This is a genomic window from Vibrio navarrensis, assembly GCF_000764325.1.
Classification (GTDB): Bacteria; Pseudomonadota; Gammaproteobacteria; order Enterobacterales; family Vibrionaceae; genus Vibrio; species Vibrio navarrensis.
Map to the genome: position 1 here is coordinate 567,237 of NZ_JMCG01000001.1, position 15,821 is coordinate 583,057.

The 15,821-nt window shown below is 49.8% G+C and carries 15 protein-coding genes; 4 read left to right on the forward strand and 11 right to left on the reverse strand.

What is annotated here, in order from left to right; genetic code table 11:
* The gene (gene folA, locus EA26_RS02550; protein ID WP_039423551.1) at nt 1-489 is read left to right on the forward strand and encodes a type 3 dihydrofolate reductase; all 489 of its coding nucleotides are present in this window, start codon (nt 1-3) and stop codon (nt 487-489) included.
* Between the two features lie 44 nt (nt 490-533).
* Here folA and apaH read toward each other — a convergent pair whose 3' ends face one another.
* From apaH to lptD, 6 genes are all read right to left on the reverse strand, one after another.
* Complete coding sequence (apaH, locus tag EA26_RS02555; RefSeq protein ID WP_039423554.1) at nt 534-1,343, reverse strand: bis(5'-nucleosyl)-tetraphosphatase (symmetrical) ApaH; 810 nt, start codon at nt 1,341-1,343, stop codon at nt 534-536.
* A 14-nt stretch (nt 1,344-1,357) separates the two neighbouring features.
* Entirely contained in the window at nt 1,358-1,738 is a 381-nt protein-coding gene (apaG, locus tag EA26_RS02560; RefSeq protein WP_039423556.1) for a Co2+/Mg2+ efflux facilitator ApaG/CorD, read from the reverse strand.
* Between the two features lie 63 nt (nt 1,739-1,801).
* Nucleotides 1,802-2,608, reverse strand: coding sequence for a 16S rRNA (adenine(1518)-N(6)/adenine(1519)-N(6))-dimethyltransferase RsmA (rsmA, locus tag EA26_RS02565; RefSeq protein WP_039423558.1), 807 nt, complete (start codon nt 2,606-2,608; stop codon nt 1,802-1,804).
* Complete coding sequence (gene pdxA / locus EA26_RS02570; protein ID WP_039423561.1) at nt 2,605-3,594, reverse strand: 4-hydroxythreonine-4-phosphate dehydrogenase PdxA; 990 nt, start codon at nt 3,592-3,594, stop codon at nt 2,605-2,607. Before pdxA ends, rsmA begins: the two co-directional genes overlap by 4 nt.
* Complete coding sequence (surA, locus tag EA26_RS02575) at nt 3,591-4,871, reverse strand: peptidylprolyl isomerase SurA (protein ID WP_039423564.1); 1,281 nt, start codon at nt 4,869-4,871, stop codon at nt 3,591-3,593. Before surA ends, pdxA begins: the two co-directional genes overlap by 4 nt.
* Nucleotides 4,872-4,927: 56 nt before the next feature.
* Nucleotides 4,928-7,276: an LPS assembly protein LptD gene (lptD, locus tag EA26_RS02580; RefSeq protein ID WP_039423573.1), complete on the reverse strand. Its 2,349-nt coding sequence runs from the start codon at nt 7,274-7,276 to the stop codon at nt 4,928-4,930.
* A 147-nt stretch (nt 7,277-7,423) separates the two neighbouring features.
* On the opposite strand from lptD, the gene djlA reads away from it, so the two are divergent.
* Nucleotides 7,424-8,287 (forward strand): co-chaperone DjlA, encoded by an 864-nt coding sequence (djlA, locus tag EA26_RS02585; RefSeq protein ID WP_039423575.1) that lies wholly within the window; start codon nt 7,424-7,426, stop codon nt 8,285-8,287.
* An 88-nt stretch (nt 8,288-8,375) separates the two neighbouring features.
* Here djlA and EA26_RS02590 read toward each other — a convergent pair whose 3' ends face one another.
* The 5 genes from EA26_RS02590 to leuA form a co-directional block, all read right to left on the reverse strand.
* Entirely contained in the window at nt 8,376-9,155 is a 780-nt protein-coding gene (locus EA26_RS02590; RefSeq protein WP_039423578.1) for a DUF547 domain-containing protein, read from the reverse strand.
* A gap of 135 nt (nt 9,156-9,290) precedes the next feature.
* Entirely contained in the window at nt 9,291-9,893 is a 603-nt protein-coding gene (gene leuD / locus EA26_RS02595; protein WP_039423581.1) for a 3-isopropylmalate dehydratase small subunit, read from the reverse strand.
* A gap of 12 nt (nt 9,894-9,905) precedes the next feature.
* A complete protein-coding gene (gene leuC / locus EA26_RS02600; protein ID WP_039423584.1) occupies nt 9,906-11,306 on the reverse strand; it encodes a 3-isopropylmalate dehydratase large subunit in 1,401 nt (466 codons plus the stop codon).
* A 19-nt stretch (nt 11,307-11,325) separates the two neighbouring features.
* Entirely contained in the window at nt 11,326-12,417 is a 1,092-nt protein-coding gene (leuB, locus tag EA26_RS02605) for a 3-isopropylmalate dehydrogenase (RefSeq protein ID WP_039423586.1), read from the reverse strand.
* Between the two features lie 85 nt (nt 12,418-12,502).
* Nucleotides 12,503-14,050 carry a 2-isopropylmalate synthase gene (leuA, locus tag EA26_RS02610; RefSeq protein WP_039423587.1) on the reverse strand — a complete coding sequence of 516 codons (1,548 nt, stop codon included), beginning with the start codon at nt 14,048-14,050 and terminating at the stop codon, nt 12,503-12,505.
* 439 nt (nt 14,051-14,489) lie between these two features.
* Between leuA and EA26_RS02615 the strand changes: the two genes are divergently transcribed.
* Nucleotides 14,490-15,140 carry a TetR/AcrR family transcriptional regulator gene (locus EA26_RS02615; RefSeq protein WP_039423590.1) on the forward strand — a complete coding sequence of 217 codons (651 nt, stop codon included), beginning with the start codon at nt 14,490-14,492 and terminating at the stop codon, nt 15,138-15,140.
* Nucleotides 15,141-15,272: 132 nt separating this feature from the next.
* Nucleotides 15,273-15,815 carry a phosphatase PAP2 family protein gene (locus EA26_RS02620; RefSeq protein WP_039423599.1) on the forward strand — a complete coding sequence of 181 codons (543 nt, stop codon included), beginning with the start codon at nt 15,273-15,275 and terminating at the stop codon, nt 15,813-15,815.
* The last annotated feature ends 6 nt before the right edge of the window (nt 15,816-15,821 follow it).

Sequence of the window (15,821 nt, forward strand, 5' to 3'; positions counted from 1 at the left end):
ATGTTGATTAGTATGATAGCGGCGATGGCCGAAAATAGAATCATCGGCAAAGAGAATCAGATGCCGTGGCATCTCCCCGCCGATTTTGCTTGGTTTAAAAGTTGTACTATGGGCAAACCCGTGGTGATGGGGCGTAAGACGTTTGAGTCGATTGGTCGGCCACTACCGGGGCGAAAAAATATTGTCATCAGTCGAGATGCGGCGCTGTCAATAGAGGGTGTCAGCATAGTAAATTCGATTGAAGCCGCGCTCACCGAAGCGGGTGACAGCGAGGAAGTGATGATCATCGGCGGAGGTTCGATTTACGCAGAATGCTTACCAAAGGCGGATAGACTCTACCTCACTTTTATCGATGCGAACGTGGATGGTGATACCCAGTTTCCCAAGTGGGGAGAGGGCTGGCATGAAAGCCATCGCGAGCACTATTCAGCCGATGAGAAAAACCGCTTCGCGATGGATTTTGTTATTTTAGAAAGAGATAATTGCTAGTTTGCTAGTTTGCTAGTTTGCTAGTTTGCTAGTTTGCTAGTTTGCTAGTTTGCTAGTGCCTTCTGACTAAACACTTGTTTGTCTTCCCAACGGATCATCGTCAGGCTGCCATTCCATACGCAGCCTGTATCTAACCCAATCACCTCTTGACTAAAATAGCCCTGCAAAGCAGCCCAGTGGCCAAACAGTACGGGTTTCTCTAGGGCAACACGCTGCGGCAGTTTGAACCAAGGTACCAACAATGCCTCGTTCACTTCGTTTGGCGGGAGCTTGCAGTCCATGTCTAGGCGGCCGTCAAGAAAGCAAAAACGCATGCGAGTAAAACTATTGATGGTGTAGCGATAGCGATCCAAGCCAGTTAGCGTCGGGCTCCAGAGATCCGGTGTATTACAGTACATGTTCTCGATCAGCCATGGCATGTGCTCACTTTGCAGCACGGCTTCGACTTCGCGTGCGCATTGGCGAGCGGTAACCAGATCCCATTGTGGTGAAATGCCCGCATGACACAGTACAAACTCATCATGTTCGAGCAACAGTGGCTGTTGTCGCAGCCAATTGAGCAGTTCATCGCGATCGCTAGCCTCAAGAATCGCGGTCGTTTGATCTTTTTCTTTGTTTTTGCGCACACCTAAAGCGACAGCCAGAAGATGAAGATCGTGGTTGCCCAGCACAATCCGTGCACTATCACCCAGTGAGCGGGCAAAGCGCAAGGTTTGTAACGATTTTGGCCCACGAGCGACCAAATCGCCCGCAAACCACAGCGTGTCTCGCTGCGCTGAAAACTGCACTTGCTCTAATAGCAGGGTTAATTCATCAAAACAGCCTTGAATATCACCCACAATGTAATTTGCCAAAACTCCCCCAAAAATCAGTTCAACAGGTTAGGTACCGCCAGACGAAATGGCTCAATTTCTACCACAAACTGATCGCCTTGCGAGTCGCGCATAATGTATTGGCCCTGCATCGCACCGACTGGGGTATCAAGCCCTGTGCCACTGCTGTAGGTATATTCATCGCCGCCATCGATGTAAGGTTGTTGGCCAACGACACCATCACCTTCGACGGTGATCTGTTTCCCATTCGCATCGGTAATGAGCCAACGGCGGCTGATCAACTGAACCGTTTCTTGGCTGAGGTTTTTAATCGTGATGATGTAGGCAAAGATGTAGCGCCCTAACTCTGGGTTAGATTGCTCTTCGATGTACTTAGTGTACACCTGAATTTTGATGCAGGGTAGGGAGACATCCATGTTCACTCCTTCTCAGAGAGTCAAAATGAGATGCGAGCAGAGGGCTCGCATCGTGTCATCGCATTACTGATGGTTTGCATCCAACCAGTTTGCCATCGCAACGAATTGTTGCAAGGTGAGATTTTCCGGACGTAACCCCGGGTTGATACCAAGCTCTTCCATCACTTCTTCGCTGAGAAGACCTTTGTAGCAATTGCGGATGGTCTTACGTCTTTGGTTAAAGCCCTCACGGCATACGCGCTCAAGCCATTCCAAGCTGGTTGCTGGATGTGGCAAGGTTTCGTAAGGCACCAAACGCACGACCGCAGAATCCACTTTCGGTGGTGGAACAAACGCCGTTGGTGGTACTTCCAAAACAGGGACCACTTTACAGAAGTACTGCGCCATCACAGTCAAGCGACCGTAAGCTTTGCTGCCTGGGCCTGCCGCCAAACGGTTGACCACTTCTTTTTGCAGCATAAAGTGCATGTCTTGGATATCTTTATGAAATTCAAAAAGATGGAACATCAGTGGTGTTGAGATGTTGTACGGCAAGTTGCCGAAAATGCGCAGCTTGTTATTTGGCTTCACCAATTGAGTGAAGTCGAAACGCATCGCATCGCCTTCGTGGATGGTGAGCTTATCAGCCAACTCAGGATGGTTACGCAAACGCTCAGCCAAATCGCGGTCCAGTTCGATTACGGTGAACTTATCGACTTCTCGGCCAACAGGCTCAGTGATCGCCCCAAGACCTGGGCCGATTTCCACCAGATTTTGCCCCGGTTTCGGATTAATCGCTGAAACGATGCCATCAATAATGTATGGATCGTTCAGGAAGTTTTGACCAAAACGTTTACGCGCTTTGTGCCCTAGATGGACATCATTTCTCATTGTTTCTTCTCTACCAGTTCTATCGCATGCGCGAGTGCTGTCTGAAAGCTCCCTGTATCGGCTTGGCCCGTTCCGGCCAGATCGAGTGCAGTACCGTGATCCACCGATGTTCTTATAAAGGGTAGACCAAGAGTAATGTTCACTGAACGACCAAAGCCTTTGTATTTGAGCACAGGCAGCACTTGGTCGTGATACATGCCTAAGACAGCATCCGCATCGTCTAAATATTTTTCATTAAAAATGGTATCGGCCGGCAATGGGCCGACCAAATGAATGCCTTTTTCACGACGAATTTTTTCCAGCGTCGGCGTGATGGTTTCGATCTCTTCTCGGCCAAGGCAGCCATCTTCACCAGCATGCGGATTGAGCCCGCAAACATAGATCTTTGGCTCTGCGATGGCAAATTTTTCCACCAAATCCCGATGCAGGATATCGATGATTTTTTCCAGGCGATCTTCCGTGACGGCTTTTGACACATAGGCCAATGGAATGTGCGTGGTGACCAGCGCCACACGCAGCCCTTCGGTCGCCAACATCATGACAACTAACGGGGTGTTGGATTTTTCGGCGAAGAATTCAGTGTGGCCGCTAAAGGCGACGCCAGCACGATTAATCACCCCCTTGTGAACAGGGCCGGTGACAATAGCATCAAATTCGTCATTCATACAGCCCAAAGCAGCTCTTTCCAGTGTTTTTAACACATAATGGCCGTTGCTTTCGTTTAACTGTCCGGCGATACACGGCGCGTTCATGCCAATGTGATCGACCACCAGCGAACCCGCCTTTTGTGGCTGCGGCGTGCTCTCTGCTAGATAGTCGTGCAGTTCCACCTCGATGCCGAGCTGTTCGGCGCGCTGCGCGAGTAACGATTTATCGGCGCACACCACCAGTTGGTGATCCCAATCTTGTTTGGAAAGTGCCAACACCAGATCTGGGCCAATCCCCGCAGGCTCTCCTGCGGTGACGACGATACGTTTAACTGTCATGCTTCTTCGTCCTTGACGATTTCAACAAAGGCACCTGCTCGCAGCTCTTGCATCCAAGCGCCCGCTTCTTCGTTAAATTTACGATTAAACAAAATACGGTAAGCTTTGTTTTTCATCGCCGAATCGGTGCGATCCACTTCGCGGCGATCCAGCACTTCGACAATGTGCCAGCCGTGCACGGTTTGGAAAGGCTCGCTGATTTTGCCGACCGGAAGCGTTTCGACCTGATGCTTAAATTCAGGGACATACAGATCGGGGGTTTGATAGCCTAACTCACCATTTTGCGCGGCTGAGCCCGGGTCTTGGCTGTATTGCTGCGCTAACTCAGCAAAGCTGGCTTCACCGGCTTTGATGCGACGGATGAACTCGTTCAGTTCACGTTTCGCTCCTTCATCACTGAGGATAACGGTCGGTTTAAGCAGGATATGACGCGCATTCACTTCGGTCACGGCGATGGTTTCTAGCCCTTTAATATCTTCAATCTTCAAGATATGAAAACCGACACCACTGCGAAATGGGCCAATGACGCTACCTTTGTTTTGCATCTTGATTTGATCGGCAAAGATGGTTGGCATCTCTTCCTTACGCATCCAGCCCCAATCGCCGCCTTGCAAGGCTTTCGGACCTTTGGAGTAGGTATAGGCCATGGTGCTGAAATCCGCACCGTTATTGAGTTTTTCAACGATCGCTTTTGCTTGGGCTTCGACGGCCGCTTTGTCTTGGTTATCGGAAAAGCGCAGTTGGATGTGACCAAGCTTGTATTGCACGGTGGCACTGGTTTCTTGCGCGAGCATCTCGGATAAGCTGTCGACTTCGGCAGGCAAAATGTTAATGCGGCGACGCACTAGGGCGTTGCGCGCTTCAGACGCCGCAATCTCCTTGCGGATCTGCTCGCGAAATTCAGCGTAGCTTAATCCTTCGCTGGCGATAGAGGCAGACAGTTCGGCCACCGTCTGCTGGTTGTTGGCGGCAATCTCACTGATGGCTTGATTGAGTCGGTTGTCGTCAATTCGTACGCCGATGCGGTCTGCTTCTTGGGTTTGTAGTGTGTCGAGGATCAGCTTTTCGACGATTTGCTCGTGCAGCACCTCGGCTGAAGGTAGGGCTTGGCCGTTTTTCTTGGCGTTGGCCCGCAAGGTCTTCATCGCAGCGTCAATGTCGCTTTGTAAAATCACACCGTTATTGACTATGACGGCAACCTTATCAAGTTCTACAGGAGCGGCCAGTGCACTGCCTGAAAGCAACAGAGCAAATAAGATTGTTTTCCAGCTTTTCATTTAATAATCCATTGTTGCATCGATTTAACGTCTGACTACTCAGACGTCGGAAATCACTAATTGTTCAAGTAGAAAGGACGACCATAGACGATGGAATTATCGGCATCTTCCAGCTCTTTGGCGGCGGTATAACTTCTGTTTTTGGTGGCAAAGCCTTGAATGCCGAAGTTGACACTGATGTTCGTGTCGTAAACTGGGTCATTGTTGTCGCCGCCGACCACGTTGTTTTTCCATTTCACCAATTGGTTGGTGTAAGTAAAACCGATATACCAACAGTCGGATTGATAACGCAGACTGGCCATCCACTCAAGATCAATTTCCTCGGTCAAGTCATAGTAGTATTGACCGCTGGCAGACCAGTTGGGGTTGATCTCATAGGCCGCGACCAGACCGGCTTGAGAGATGCCTTTACGAGTAATAGTGTCGAGATCTTCAAACGAAATGGTGTCTTCGATGTACTCGCGAGTAACGTAACGATAGTTACCTTGGATAAAACCATCTTTGAACTGATATTCCAGGGTGCTGTTGGCCAACTGCATCGCATTGAGGTCGATGTCGTACTGGATCCCGCCGTGGTAGAACAGGTAGTCGTCGTAGTTAAAATCGGTTTCAATCGCCCATGAAGAGTAGTTTGATGTATCGGTACTACTGTCTGATGCATCTTTCTTACTCGTGAACTTATTATTTTTGTTTATATAATAAATTTGACCAAATGAAATATTAAGACGTTCCTTGTACTCATCATCAAAGAAACGAGTACTTGCACCGTAGCTAATTTGGTTTGCTGGGGATATATAATCTATACCGCTGTACCTTCTGCTACGAAATAGCCCATAGTAGTCTGTCTGCAATAAAGTCGTATCATAGTCGTAGATATTGTCTTGTTTTTCTTCCGGCACATAGAGGTACTGGATCTGCGGCTCAAGGCTTTGGGTGAAACCGTCAAAAATTTGCGCGTCGCGCTGCAAAAATATCCGCGCGTGGCTACGAACCTCAGGGATAACCCGAGTCACTTGCTCATCCAATTGCGCTTGTAGGCTAGGGTCTTCCAGTTTACTCAGCTCTTGTTGGTAATAAGTGGCTAAGACGCGCGCTTCTGTGGTCCAAGTTGCCCAACTGGTTGAGAGAGGCACGGTCAAACCCGGTTCAATGTGCGCGCGAACGGCGTTGGGTTTGGTTTTATCTTGGGTGTTAAAGTGGCTCAATTGGCCTTTCACATCGAAGTTAACATAACGCCCCCACAGCGGCGTGTAGTAGTTAAACTCCAACTGAGGCAGCAAACGATACGGCTTGTTGTTGTCTTCCAACAAGATCTGGAAATCACGCACCAGAATGGAGGCGTCCCATGAGTTAGAACGGTAAGCCACCTTGCCCTCTTGTACTAACTGACCATCTTCTCGGTTGCCCAGATCGGATTTGAGATCGCGAAAATAGTCGATGTCGCTGACTTTGGAGTAGTCCAGCTTCACCAACCATTGCTGGTCGATAATACCATCGTGTTTATATTGATAGCCCCAACGATCTTCCTCTCGGTATTTTTCATCGCCCGGGAGATATTCGCCTTTGATTTCGCCGCCACCCCATTGACTGGTGAGATAACGGAAATCCGCGTCCAATTTTACTCCGCGCTGTTGCATGTACAGAGTGGTCAGTGTCAGATCATAGTTAGGTGCGATATTCCAGTAGAAAGGAATTTCCGCTTCGACCCCATCGCTCGAACCATAAGAGACGGAGGGAAAAAGAAAGCCAGTTTTGCGTGTGTTGCCAATCGGCAAGGTTAAATAAGGCACGTAGAAAATCGGTACATCCATCACTTCAAAGCGTGGATTGTAAAACGTCGCCGTTTCTTCATTTTGGTCAACGTCGATGCTTGATGCAACCAAGCGCCAAGCGTTGTCGTCTGCCGGACAAGAGGTTATCGAGCCATCTTGCAACTGGTATACGGCTTGTCCGGTCTTGGCGATATACGCGGCTTCACCGCGACCTTGTTGACAAAGGAACTGGTATTGGGTGTTTTCCAGCGAGAAGGTCTCTTGCGCCATGTTGTTGGTGACGCGGCTAGAGCTGGCTTTTACCTCACCATCGTTAAACGTGACGTTGCCTTCGGCCACGACCACTTGTTCTTGTTGATGCAAGGTGACCGAATCGGCAGTGATTTTTTTCTTGCCTTGAATCACTTCCACATCGCCGGAGTAGACGGCTTTATCGCCATTAATCGCTTGTAAACGGTCTGAGTGCACCACAATCGGCGCATTGGCATCATTTTCTTCTGCGCTGACCAAACATTGATCTATAGTGGGCATTTCCTGCACACTATCACCGAGTGTTGTTTGGGCTTGCGTGTAAGGTACAAACAGGGCGGTACTGATAGAGGCCGCTAAAAAAGTGCGGGAGAAATGTTGCATTGAACGGAACTTTCCTATGTCACTACTGCTCGATGGCTATATGATGGCCAGACCGAAAAAATAATTTCCCTATCATAAAGGAAATCGTGGCATCCAGCACTATATGACCGTCATTGACGGGAAAAATTCAGAGATAGAGAACACATAATGCAGATTTTTGGCAAAATACTTGGCGCCTTTTTTGGTTTTTTATTTGGTGGTATTTTTGGCGCTCTGTTTGGCCTGTTTCTCGGTCATCAGTTTGATAAAGCGCGTCGCTTAAACCAAGCGGGATTCAAAACCTCCGGCTTTGGACAAGGCCCGAGCCAGACAGAAAGACAGGAAGAATTTTTTAAAGCGGCCTTTGCGGTTATGGGACACGTGGCGAAAGCCAAAGGTCAGGTGACACGTGAAGAGATTCAACTGGCGACGGCGATGATGGAGCGCATGAGCCTGCACGGCGAGCAGCGCAAAGCGGCGCAAGAAGCTTTTCGTGAAGGTAAAGAGCGTGATTTCCCCTTAGAGCAAGTGTTAGAGCGAGTCCGTATTGCCACTGGTGGGCGTTTTGATTTGCTGCAATTCTTTTTGGAACTGCAGATTTCCGCTGCGTTTGCCGATGGCGATATCCATCCGAGCGAGCGAAACGTGCTGCACAAAATAGCGCGTGGCTTGGGCTTTTCCTCTGAGCAGCTTGAGCGCCGTTTACAGATGCAAGAAGCGGCGTTTCGCTTTCAGCGTCAGGGCGGTTTTGGTCAGCAGCAAGGGGGCTCACAGCGCTCTTCGTCCAACGGAGGTTGGCAGCAAGCCTCACAAACTGATCGATTGGAGGATGCGTGCAAAATTTTGGGTGTGGACGCCTCGGCCGATGGCAAAGAGGTAAAACGAGCCTATCGTAAACTGATGAACGAACACCACCCAGATAAGCTGATGACCAAAGGTTTGCCACCCGAAATGATGAATATGGCCAAAGAAAAATCGCAAGAGATTCAAAGCGCCTACGATCTGATCAAAAGAGAAAAAGGGTTTAAGTAACCGCCGGTTTTAAGTAGTCACTGTCGTTTTCAATAACAAACACAAGGGCCGAATGCGGCCCTTGTGTTGACTATGCAAATGGCTCCCCTCAGTTTGCCTGATTCAAGTTCCAGTCATAATGGTACTCAACCTTGGCTGAAAAACCGCGATATTGAGGCGCGTAAGTGCCAATGTGTTCAAACAAGTGTGCTTTGCCGCCAAAATCCTCTACAAACCAGTCATAAATGGAAGAAAGTCGCGCCTGATTGCCCTGCATGTCGACGCCTTTCGAGCTATTGATAAACTCTTTTGCCGCCTGTTCAAGTAAGGCGTCACGGTTGCTTGCGGTGAAGGCGTAAGGTTGTAGATTGGGGCAGCCTAAGCTGGCGCAGTTCACCGCATAATGGGTGCGAGGATCCTTCCAGATCGGTCGCAAAATTCGATGTTCAATGTCGTTGAGCGTCAGCGCCTTGCCGTTGACGGTGATCACTTTGTCATTCCACGGGCCAAAACTGAACAGCCCGCCCAGTTTGGTGATCGATTTGACCGGGTAGTGTTGCAATATAAGGTCGACGGTGATGGCATTGTAGAGGTTCACCCAATAGGCGTACTGCTCGGCGCGTTTCAAGCGCAGAGGATTTTGGGCCGCCAAATCAGCTAAATATTGCTTGAGGGCCTTTTTATCCGTGTCAGAAACGGCGGCGTAGCGAAACAGGGTGTTTTCCCGTTGGCGCACCAGATAGCGGTCGAGCAAGTCCTGCCAAGTTTGGTGGGATATCGCAAGCGTGCTCTGTTCGTCGGATGTCTGCCAATAGGGCCAAAGTTCGGATTTGGGCGCGGCGTAGCTGGCAAAAGAAAAAAACAAAAGCAGGAGGATAAGTGGTCGCATAGTCGGGCTCTTGGCTAGGTCATTTATCGAGATAACGAATAAGACCGTAGTGCGCGTCCATCCCTTTCATCGGCTCGAAAACAAAATGGGAATAGCGCGCTATTCCCATGGTTTTACGGCAAGACAACTTCACACTTAGCGTAAAAATGCCGGGATATTGGCTTCATAAGCCGCGATCTTCTGTTCATGTTGCAGAGTGAGGCCGATGTTGTCTAGACCATTTAACAAGCAGTGGCGACGAAAATCATCGATTTCAAAGGTGTACTCTTTGCCATTGGCTCGCACTTTGAGTGCTTCAAGATCCACCTCTATTTGCGCTCCTTCATTGGCTTCGACAAACTGAAACAGTTCGTCCACTTCTTGTTCCGTCAGACGCACGGGCACCATCTGGTTGTTGATCGAGTTGCCATAGAAAATATCCGCAAAGCTCGGCGCGATCATGGCACGAATGCCGTAGTCTGCCAGTGCCCATGGCGCGTGTTCACGTGATGAGCCACAGCCAAAGTTTTCGCGAGCAAGCAGAATGGAGGCCCCTTGGTAGCGCGGCGCATTCATCACAAAGTCAGGGTTGGGCTGCTCGCCTGCATCGTCCAGAAAACGCCAATCGTGGAACAGGTGTTTGCCAAAGCCTAAACGAGAGACTTTCTGCAGAAACTGTTTTGGAATAATGGCATCGGTATCGACGTTGGCCGCATCCAGAGGAACCACCAAACCGGTATGTTGTTTAAAACCTTGCATGTTTGCTTCCTCTTATTTCCAATCTCGAATATCAACAAAATGGCCGGCAATCGCTGCTGCTGCCGCCATGGCTGGGCTCACTAAGTGAGTGCGACCATCACGCCCTTGTCGCCCTTCAAAGTTGCGATTGGACGTAGAAGCGCAGCGCTCTTGCGGCCCTAGACGATCGTTGTTCATCGCCAGACACATTGAGCACCCTGGTAGTCGCCATTCAAAACCCGCTTCTTTAAAAATAACATCCAAACCTTCTGCTTCGGCTTGCGCTTTCACCTGTTCAGAGCCCGGAACGATCAGGGCTTGCACATGTGATGCTACTTTGCGCCCTTTGGCGACACTGGCGGCGGCGCGCATATCTTCAATTCGTGAGTTGGTGCACGAGCCGACAAACACTTTGTCGACTTTATAGTCAGAAAGCGATTTGCCCGCTTCAAGGCCCATATAAGCCAGCGCTTTCTCTGCCGAGGCTTTCTCGACCGGGTCGCTGAAGCTTTCAGGCGCAGGAATTGGCTCGTCTACTGCGATCACTTGGCCCGGGTTGGTGCCCCAAGTCACTTGCGGTTTTATCTCCGCTGCGTCGAGTGTGACCACGGCGTCAAAGGTGGCATCTTCATCGGTTTTGAGTGTTTTCCAGTATTCAACCGCAGCATCCCAATCTGCGCCAGTAGGCGCAAACTTGCGACCTTTAACGTATGCAAAGGTGGTTTCATCGGGGGCGATTAAGCCTGCTTTGGCGCCAAGTTCAATCGCCATGTTGCATACGGTCATGCGGCCTTCCATCGACAGGTTAGTAATCGCTTCACCACAGAATTCGACCACATAACCTGTACCGCCAGCGGCGGTGGTTTTGCCGATAATGGCTAACACGATGTCTTTGGCGGTGATGCCTTCGGCCACCTTGCCTTTAACTTCGATTTTCATGGTTTTGGCGCGTGCCTGCTTGAGTGTTTGTGTGGCAAGCACGTGCTCCACTTCTGACGTGCCGATACCAAACGCGAGCGAGCCAAATGCGCCATGAGTCGCGGTGTGTGAGTCGCCACACACAATCGTCATACCTGGTAACGTGATGCCAAGCTCTGGCCCCATGACGTGCACGATACCTTGATATTTATGGTTTAAGTCATACAGAGTGACACCAAAATCCAGACAGTTTTTGATCAGCGTTTCCATCTGAATGCGTGCCATCTCGCCGGACGCATTGATGTCTTTGGTGGTGGTAGAGACGTTGTGATCCATGGTGGCGAAGGTTTTGCTCACCTGACGCACTTGACGTCCTTTTTCACGCAAACCATCAAAGGCTTGTGGCGAGGTCACTTCGTGAACCAAGTGGCGGTCAATGTACAGGATCGGGGTTTCCCCTGGCGCTGCAACGGCGACATGCGCATCGTAAACTTTTTCGTAGAGTGTTTTGCCCATTGCTCGAACTTCCGTGTTTTTATGAATTTAGAATATACTGTGCGATCTTATCGCCCATCTCTGAGGTCGTCAGGGCTGGTTTGTTGCCCGCCAGATCCGCTGTCAGCTCGCCCGCAGCCAGTGCTTGAGAGACCGCGTTTTCGATCTCTTGCGCTGCGCTTTCTTCACCAAGGCTGTATCGTAGCATTAGCGCTGCCGAGAGGATTTGCGCTACTGGGTTAGCGATGTTTTTGCCCGCGATATCGGGCGCACTGCCGCCAGCTGGCTCGTACAAACCAAACTTACTTTCATTCAGGCTGGCAGAAGGCAGCATGCCCATGGAACCGGTGATCATCGCACACTCATCGGAAATGATGTCGCCGAAAATGTTGGAGCAGAGCATCACGTCAAATTGCGCGGGATCTTTGATGAGCTGCATGGTCGCGTTGTCGATGTACATATGTGAAAGTTGCACATCTGGGTACTCTTTGGCGATCTCTTCCACCACTTCACGCCACAAAATCGAGCTTTGTAGCACGTTGGCTTTGTCGATCGAGCACACTTTTTTGCGGCGCAGGCGCGCTGATTCAAACGCAATTTTTGCGATGCGCTCTATTTCAAAACGGTGATAAACCTCGGTATCAAACGCTTTTTCGTTAGCGCCTTCTCCTTCACGGCCTTTGGGTTGACCAAAGTAGATACCGCCAGTGAGTTCGCGCACCACCACAATGTCAAAACCGCGCGCAGAAATGTCGGCGCGCAGTGGTGAGAAGCTCTCTAAACCGCTGTGAATTTGCGCGGGACGAAGGTTACAAAACAGTTGGAAGTGTTTACGCAGTGGCAGCAGAGCGCCGCGCTCAGGTTGATCGTTGGGCGGCAGGTGTTCCCATTTCGGACCACCGACTGAACCAAACAGAACCGCATCGCTCTGTTCACAAGCTCTGACAGTGCTTTCTGGCAGCGGGCAACCGTGATTATCTATCGCAATCCCGCCGACATCGTGCTCTTCGCGCTCAAAAGTGATGGCATGTTTTTTCTCGATAGCATCCAGCACTTTGTGCGCTTGTGCCATCACTTCTGGGCCGATGCCATCGCCGGGCAAAACGGCGATTTTGTAAGTTTTGTCTGTCATGTTAATCCTTTCGTTTTATTTAATCTTTTTTGAGTTGTGTTTGTCTCAATTCTTTATCTATGCGCCTGATTGGGCGCAAAGAGCATCAGACGGTGGCAATTTTTTTCTGCTTCAGCTCGGCGATGGTGTCGGCGCGATGAATGCTGTTGATCACGTGCAGCAGAGCTTGTCCAGACGCTTCAACGATATCGGTGGAAACACCGGTGCCGTGGTATTTTCTGCCTTTGTAGTTGGCGATAATATCCGCTTGGCCTAAACCATCTTCCCCTTCGCCTTTGGCGGTCAGATCAAACTTGTCCAGTACGATATCGTAGCCAGTCAAACGGTAGATACACTGGTATAACGCATCAACCGGGCCGTTGCCAACGGCGGCTTCGCATTTTTCTTCCTCGCCGCATTGCAATTTAATGCTGGTGGTCGCCATCACGCTGCCTGACTGAACGCTTAGATAACTCAATTTATAGAAATCGTCTTCTTCACGCAGGTTGGAAAAATGCATCAACGCTTCTAAATCGTAATCAAACACTTGACCTTTGCGATCGGCCAGTTTTAAGAAATCTTCGTACAAGGCATCCAAATTGTACTCTTCGGCTTTGTAGCCCATCGCATCCATATGGCTCTTGACTGCAGCGCGGCCGCTGCGACTGGTTAGGTTCAGCGCTTGATTTTTCAGGCCGATCGACTCGGGTGTCATAATTTCGTAGGTGTTTTTGTTCTTTAGCATGCCATCTTGGTGAATGCCGGATGAATGGCTAAAGGCATTGGCGCCGACAATCGCTTTGTTGGCTTGGATCGGCATGTTGCAAAGCTGGCTGACTAGTTTACTGGTGCGATGGATCTCGTCGTGTTTAATGCCCGTGTGCACGCCCAACAGCTCTTGACGAGTTTTGATGATCATGGCGATCTCTTCCAATGCACAGTTTCCTGCACGCTCGCCGATGCCATTGATGGTGCCTTCCACTTGACGTGCGCCCGCTTGCACCGCGGCAATCGAGTTGGCAACCGACATACCCAAGTCATCATGGCAGTGGACTGAAATGATCGCTTTGTCGATGTTCGGCACGCGATTGAATAGCGTTTGAATGATGCCGCCGAACTCGCTTGGCACGGTGTAGCCAACAGTATCAGGAATGTTGATGGTGCGTGCGCCAGCGTTAATGGCTGCCTCTACCATGCGGCATAGGTTGTCAATTGGCGTGCGGCCCGCGTCTTCACAAGAAAACTCGACATCATCAGTGTAGTTGCGCGCATGTTTGACGGCATGCACCGCCATCTCAACCACATCATCGTAGCTACGGCGCAGCTTATCTTGAACGTGGATGGTGGATGTGGAAATAAAGGTGTGAATTCGAAACGCCTCAGCGACTTTTAGCGCTTGCGCAGCGGCGTCAATGTCTTTCTCAACGGCACGAGAAAGGGCACAAACCCGGCTGTTTTTAATATGTTTGGCGATGGTTTGCACTGATTCAAAATCCCCCGGAGAGGACACCGGGAAGCCTGCTTCAATCACATCAACGCCCAGCCTTTCTAGCGCGTAGGCAATTTGCAGTTTTTCTTTGACTGTCAAACTCGCTGACAACGCTTGTTCGCCATCACGCAATGTGGTGTCGAAAATTATCACCTGATCGTTCATGTTCGCTTCCTTTTTTCGATAGTTAATCGATTTCTTCCGGTAGATGTTGTGTTTAGATATAAAAAAACCCGCATCTGCGTGCGGGTTTGTTGTCATTCTGTGTGGTTATTTTTCTTCCACAGCCTACCCGCGCGATCTGGTCACGATAAGGAGGAGGTTGAGGAGAGAAAAGTGTGCTGTCATCTTGTTAAGCATTCCACAAAATTAAGTTAACAGATTAGTACCGCACTCGGTGGGGCGCGTCAACCCTAAAGTTGATTTTTTACTCATATCCGACAATTTCGCGCGCAAACAGTTTCCGCGCGAAAAACGGTTTCGCTCGCAAAGAGCGGTGAGGTCTGAAATTCATCACTGATTAAGCGATGAAGAATAATTGCGATATCACTCCAATCAACACGGGATATAATTCATCGACGATGAAGATGGGAGATAAAACGAGATGGCGGAAAAACGCAGAGTAGGGCGACCAAGTAGTAAAACTGATGCGCGTAAAAAGCTGATTGATCATGCGCGGGATCTGTTTGTGGTCATGGCGTATGACAAAGTCTCAACGCGGTTGATTGCGCAAAAAGCGGGGGTCAACAGCGCTTTAATTCGTTACTACTTTGGCAGCAAAGAAGGGCTGTTTGAAACCATGCTAAGAGAGACCTTAGCGCCGATGCAGAAGAAAATGCAGCAGTTGGTCATGGAGAGCACAGAGCGCAATCTGCTCGATATTATGAAAACCTACTATCGCGAGATGGTGAAAATGCCGCAATTTCCGCGTTTGATCGTTCAGGTGATGCACATGCCGCCATCAGACATTCAACGTCGGCTGGTGGAAAAAGTCTTTTTGGACATCACTCAACCGATGCAAGAAATGCTGTTTGGCAAATTGGCCAGTAGCGGTGTGATTAACCCTGAAAGGGATCCGCAGCTCTGTCGTATCTCTTACATCAGCCTGATGGTCTTTCCGTTTATTGCGCCTCCGGCGTTGCTCGCTGTGCATGGCGTCGAAATGAATGAAACGTTTCTGGATCGTTTGGTGGAACACAATATTCAAGTGATGAAAAGCGGCTTTTTACGGCCTGAGCTGGCTACGGCTCTGTAGCCGTCGCAATCTACGTTCTGCTGCATAGTGTGGCCGAGCTTTGTTCACCAAATAGCCAAATTGCCTTCATTGGATTGTCATTAACCTCTTCTAGCTTAACTTTTGTACCCCAAGGTTAATAGGAAGATACTTATGAGGACTCTCGTTTCCCTGAGCCAGCCGATGGAACGGATCGCGGCGTTGGATTTGGCTTTTTCAAGCCTTTGTCTCAGACATCGCTTTAGTCATCAAGTCGCGACCATCAGTAAAGCGGTGTCGCACAGTGGCGATGGGCACTTGTATCTGGCGTTAGGTTTAGCCGCTTGGTTGATGCAGCCCAGCAACGGATGGATGTTCTTGTGCGCCGGGCTGCTGGCTTTCGCCATCGAACTGCCGATCTATTGGTTGCTGAAAAATAGCTTCAAACGGCGTAGACCTGAAGAGTACTGCGCTTATCTCCCCGCGTTTATTACCCCTTCCGACCGCTACAGTTTGCCTTCTGGGCACACCGCTGCAGGTTTTGTTATGGCAACGTTAATTGCGCACTTTTATCCTGAGTTGGCTTGGTTTGCCTTCTGCTGGGCAAGTTTAATTGGCTTAGCACGCATCTTACTTGGGGTGCATTTTCTCACCGATGTGTTGATTGGTGCCGTGCTTGGTAGTGCATGCGCATCCTTTGCTTTGTCGCTGCTATAGGGGTAA

Coding starts and splice junctions, on each gene's coding strand:
- folA (WP_039423551.1), top strand. CDS start 1: ATGTTGATTAGTATGATAGCGGCGATGGCCGAAAATAGAATCATCGGC.
- apaG (WP_039423556.1), bottom strand. CDS start 1,738: ATGGATGTCTCCCTACCCTGCATCAAAATTCAGGTGTACACTAAGTAC.
- rsmA (WP_039423558.1), bottom strand. CDS start 2,608: ATGAGAAATGATGTCCATCTAGGGCACAAAGCGCGTAAACGTTTTGGT.
- pdxA (WP_039423561.1), bottom strand. CDS start 3,594: ATGACAGTTAAACGTATCGTCGTCACCGCAGGAGAGCCTGCGGGGATT.
- surA (WP_039423564.1), bottom strand. CDS start 4,871: ATGAAAAGCTGGAAAACAATCTTATTTGCTCTGTTGCTTTCAGGCAGT.
- lptD (WP_039423573.1), bottom strand. CDS start 7,276: ATGCAACATTTCTCCCGCACTTTTTTAGCGGCCTCTATCAGTACCGCC.
- djlA (WP_039423575.1), top strand. CDS start 7,424: ATGCAGATTTTTGGCAAAATACTTGGCGCCTTTTTTGGTTTTTTATTT.
- EA26_RS02590 (WP_039423578.1), bottom strand. CDS start 9,155: ATGCGACCACTTATCCTCCTGCTTTTGTTTTTTTCTTTTGCCAGCTAC.
- leuD (WP_039423581.1), bottom strand. CDS start 9,893: ATGCAAGGTTTTAAACAACATACCGGTTTGGTGGTTCCTCTGGATGCG.
- leuC (WP_039423584.1), bottom strand. CDS start 11,306: ATGGGCAAAACACTCTACGAAAAAGTTTACGATGCGCATGTCGCCGTT.
- leuB (WP_039423586.1), bottom strand. CDS start 12,417: ATGACAGACAAAACTTACAAAATCGCCGTTTTGCCCGGCGATGGCATC.
- leuA (WP_039423587.1), bottom strand. CDS start 14,050: ATGAACGATCAGGTGATAATTTTCGACACCACATTGCGTGATGGCGAA.
- EA26_RS02615 (WP_039423590.1), top strand. CDS start 14,490: ATGGCGGAAAAACGCAGAGTAGGGCGACCAAGTAGTAAAACTGATGCG.
- EA26_RS02620 (WP_039423599.1), top strand. CDS start 15,273: ATGAGGACTCTCGTTTCCCTGAGCCAGCCGATGGAACGGATCGCGGCG.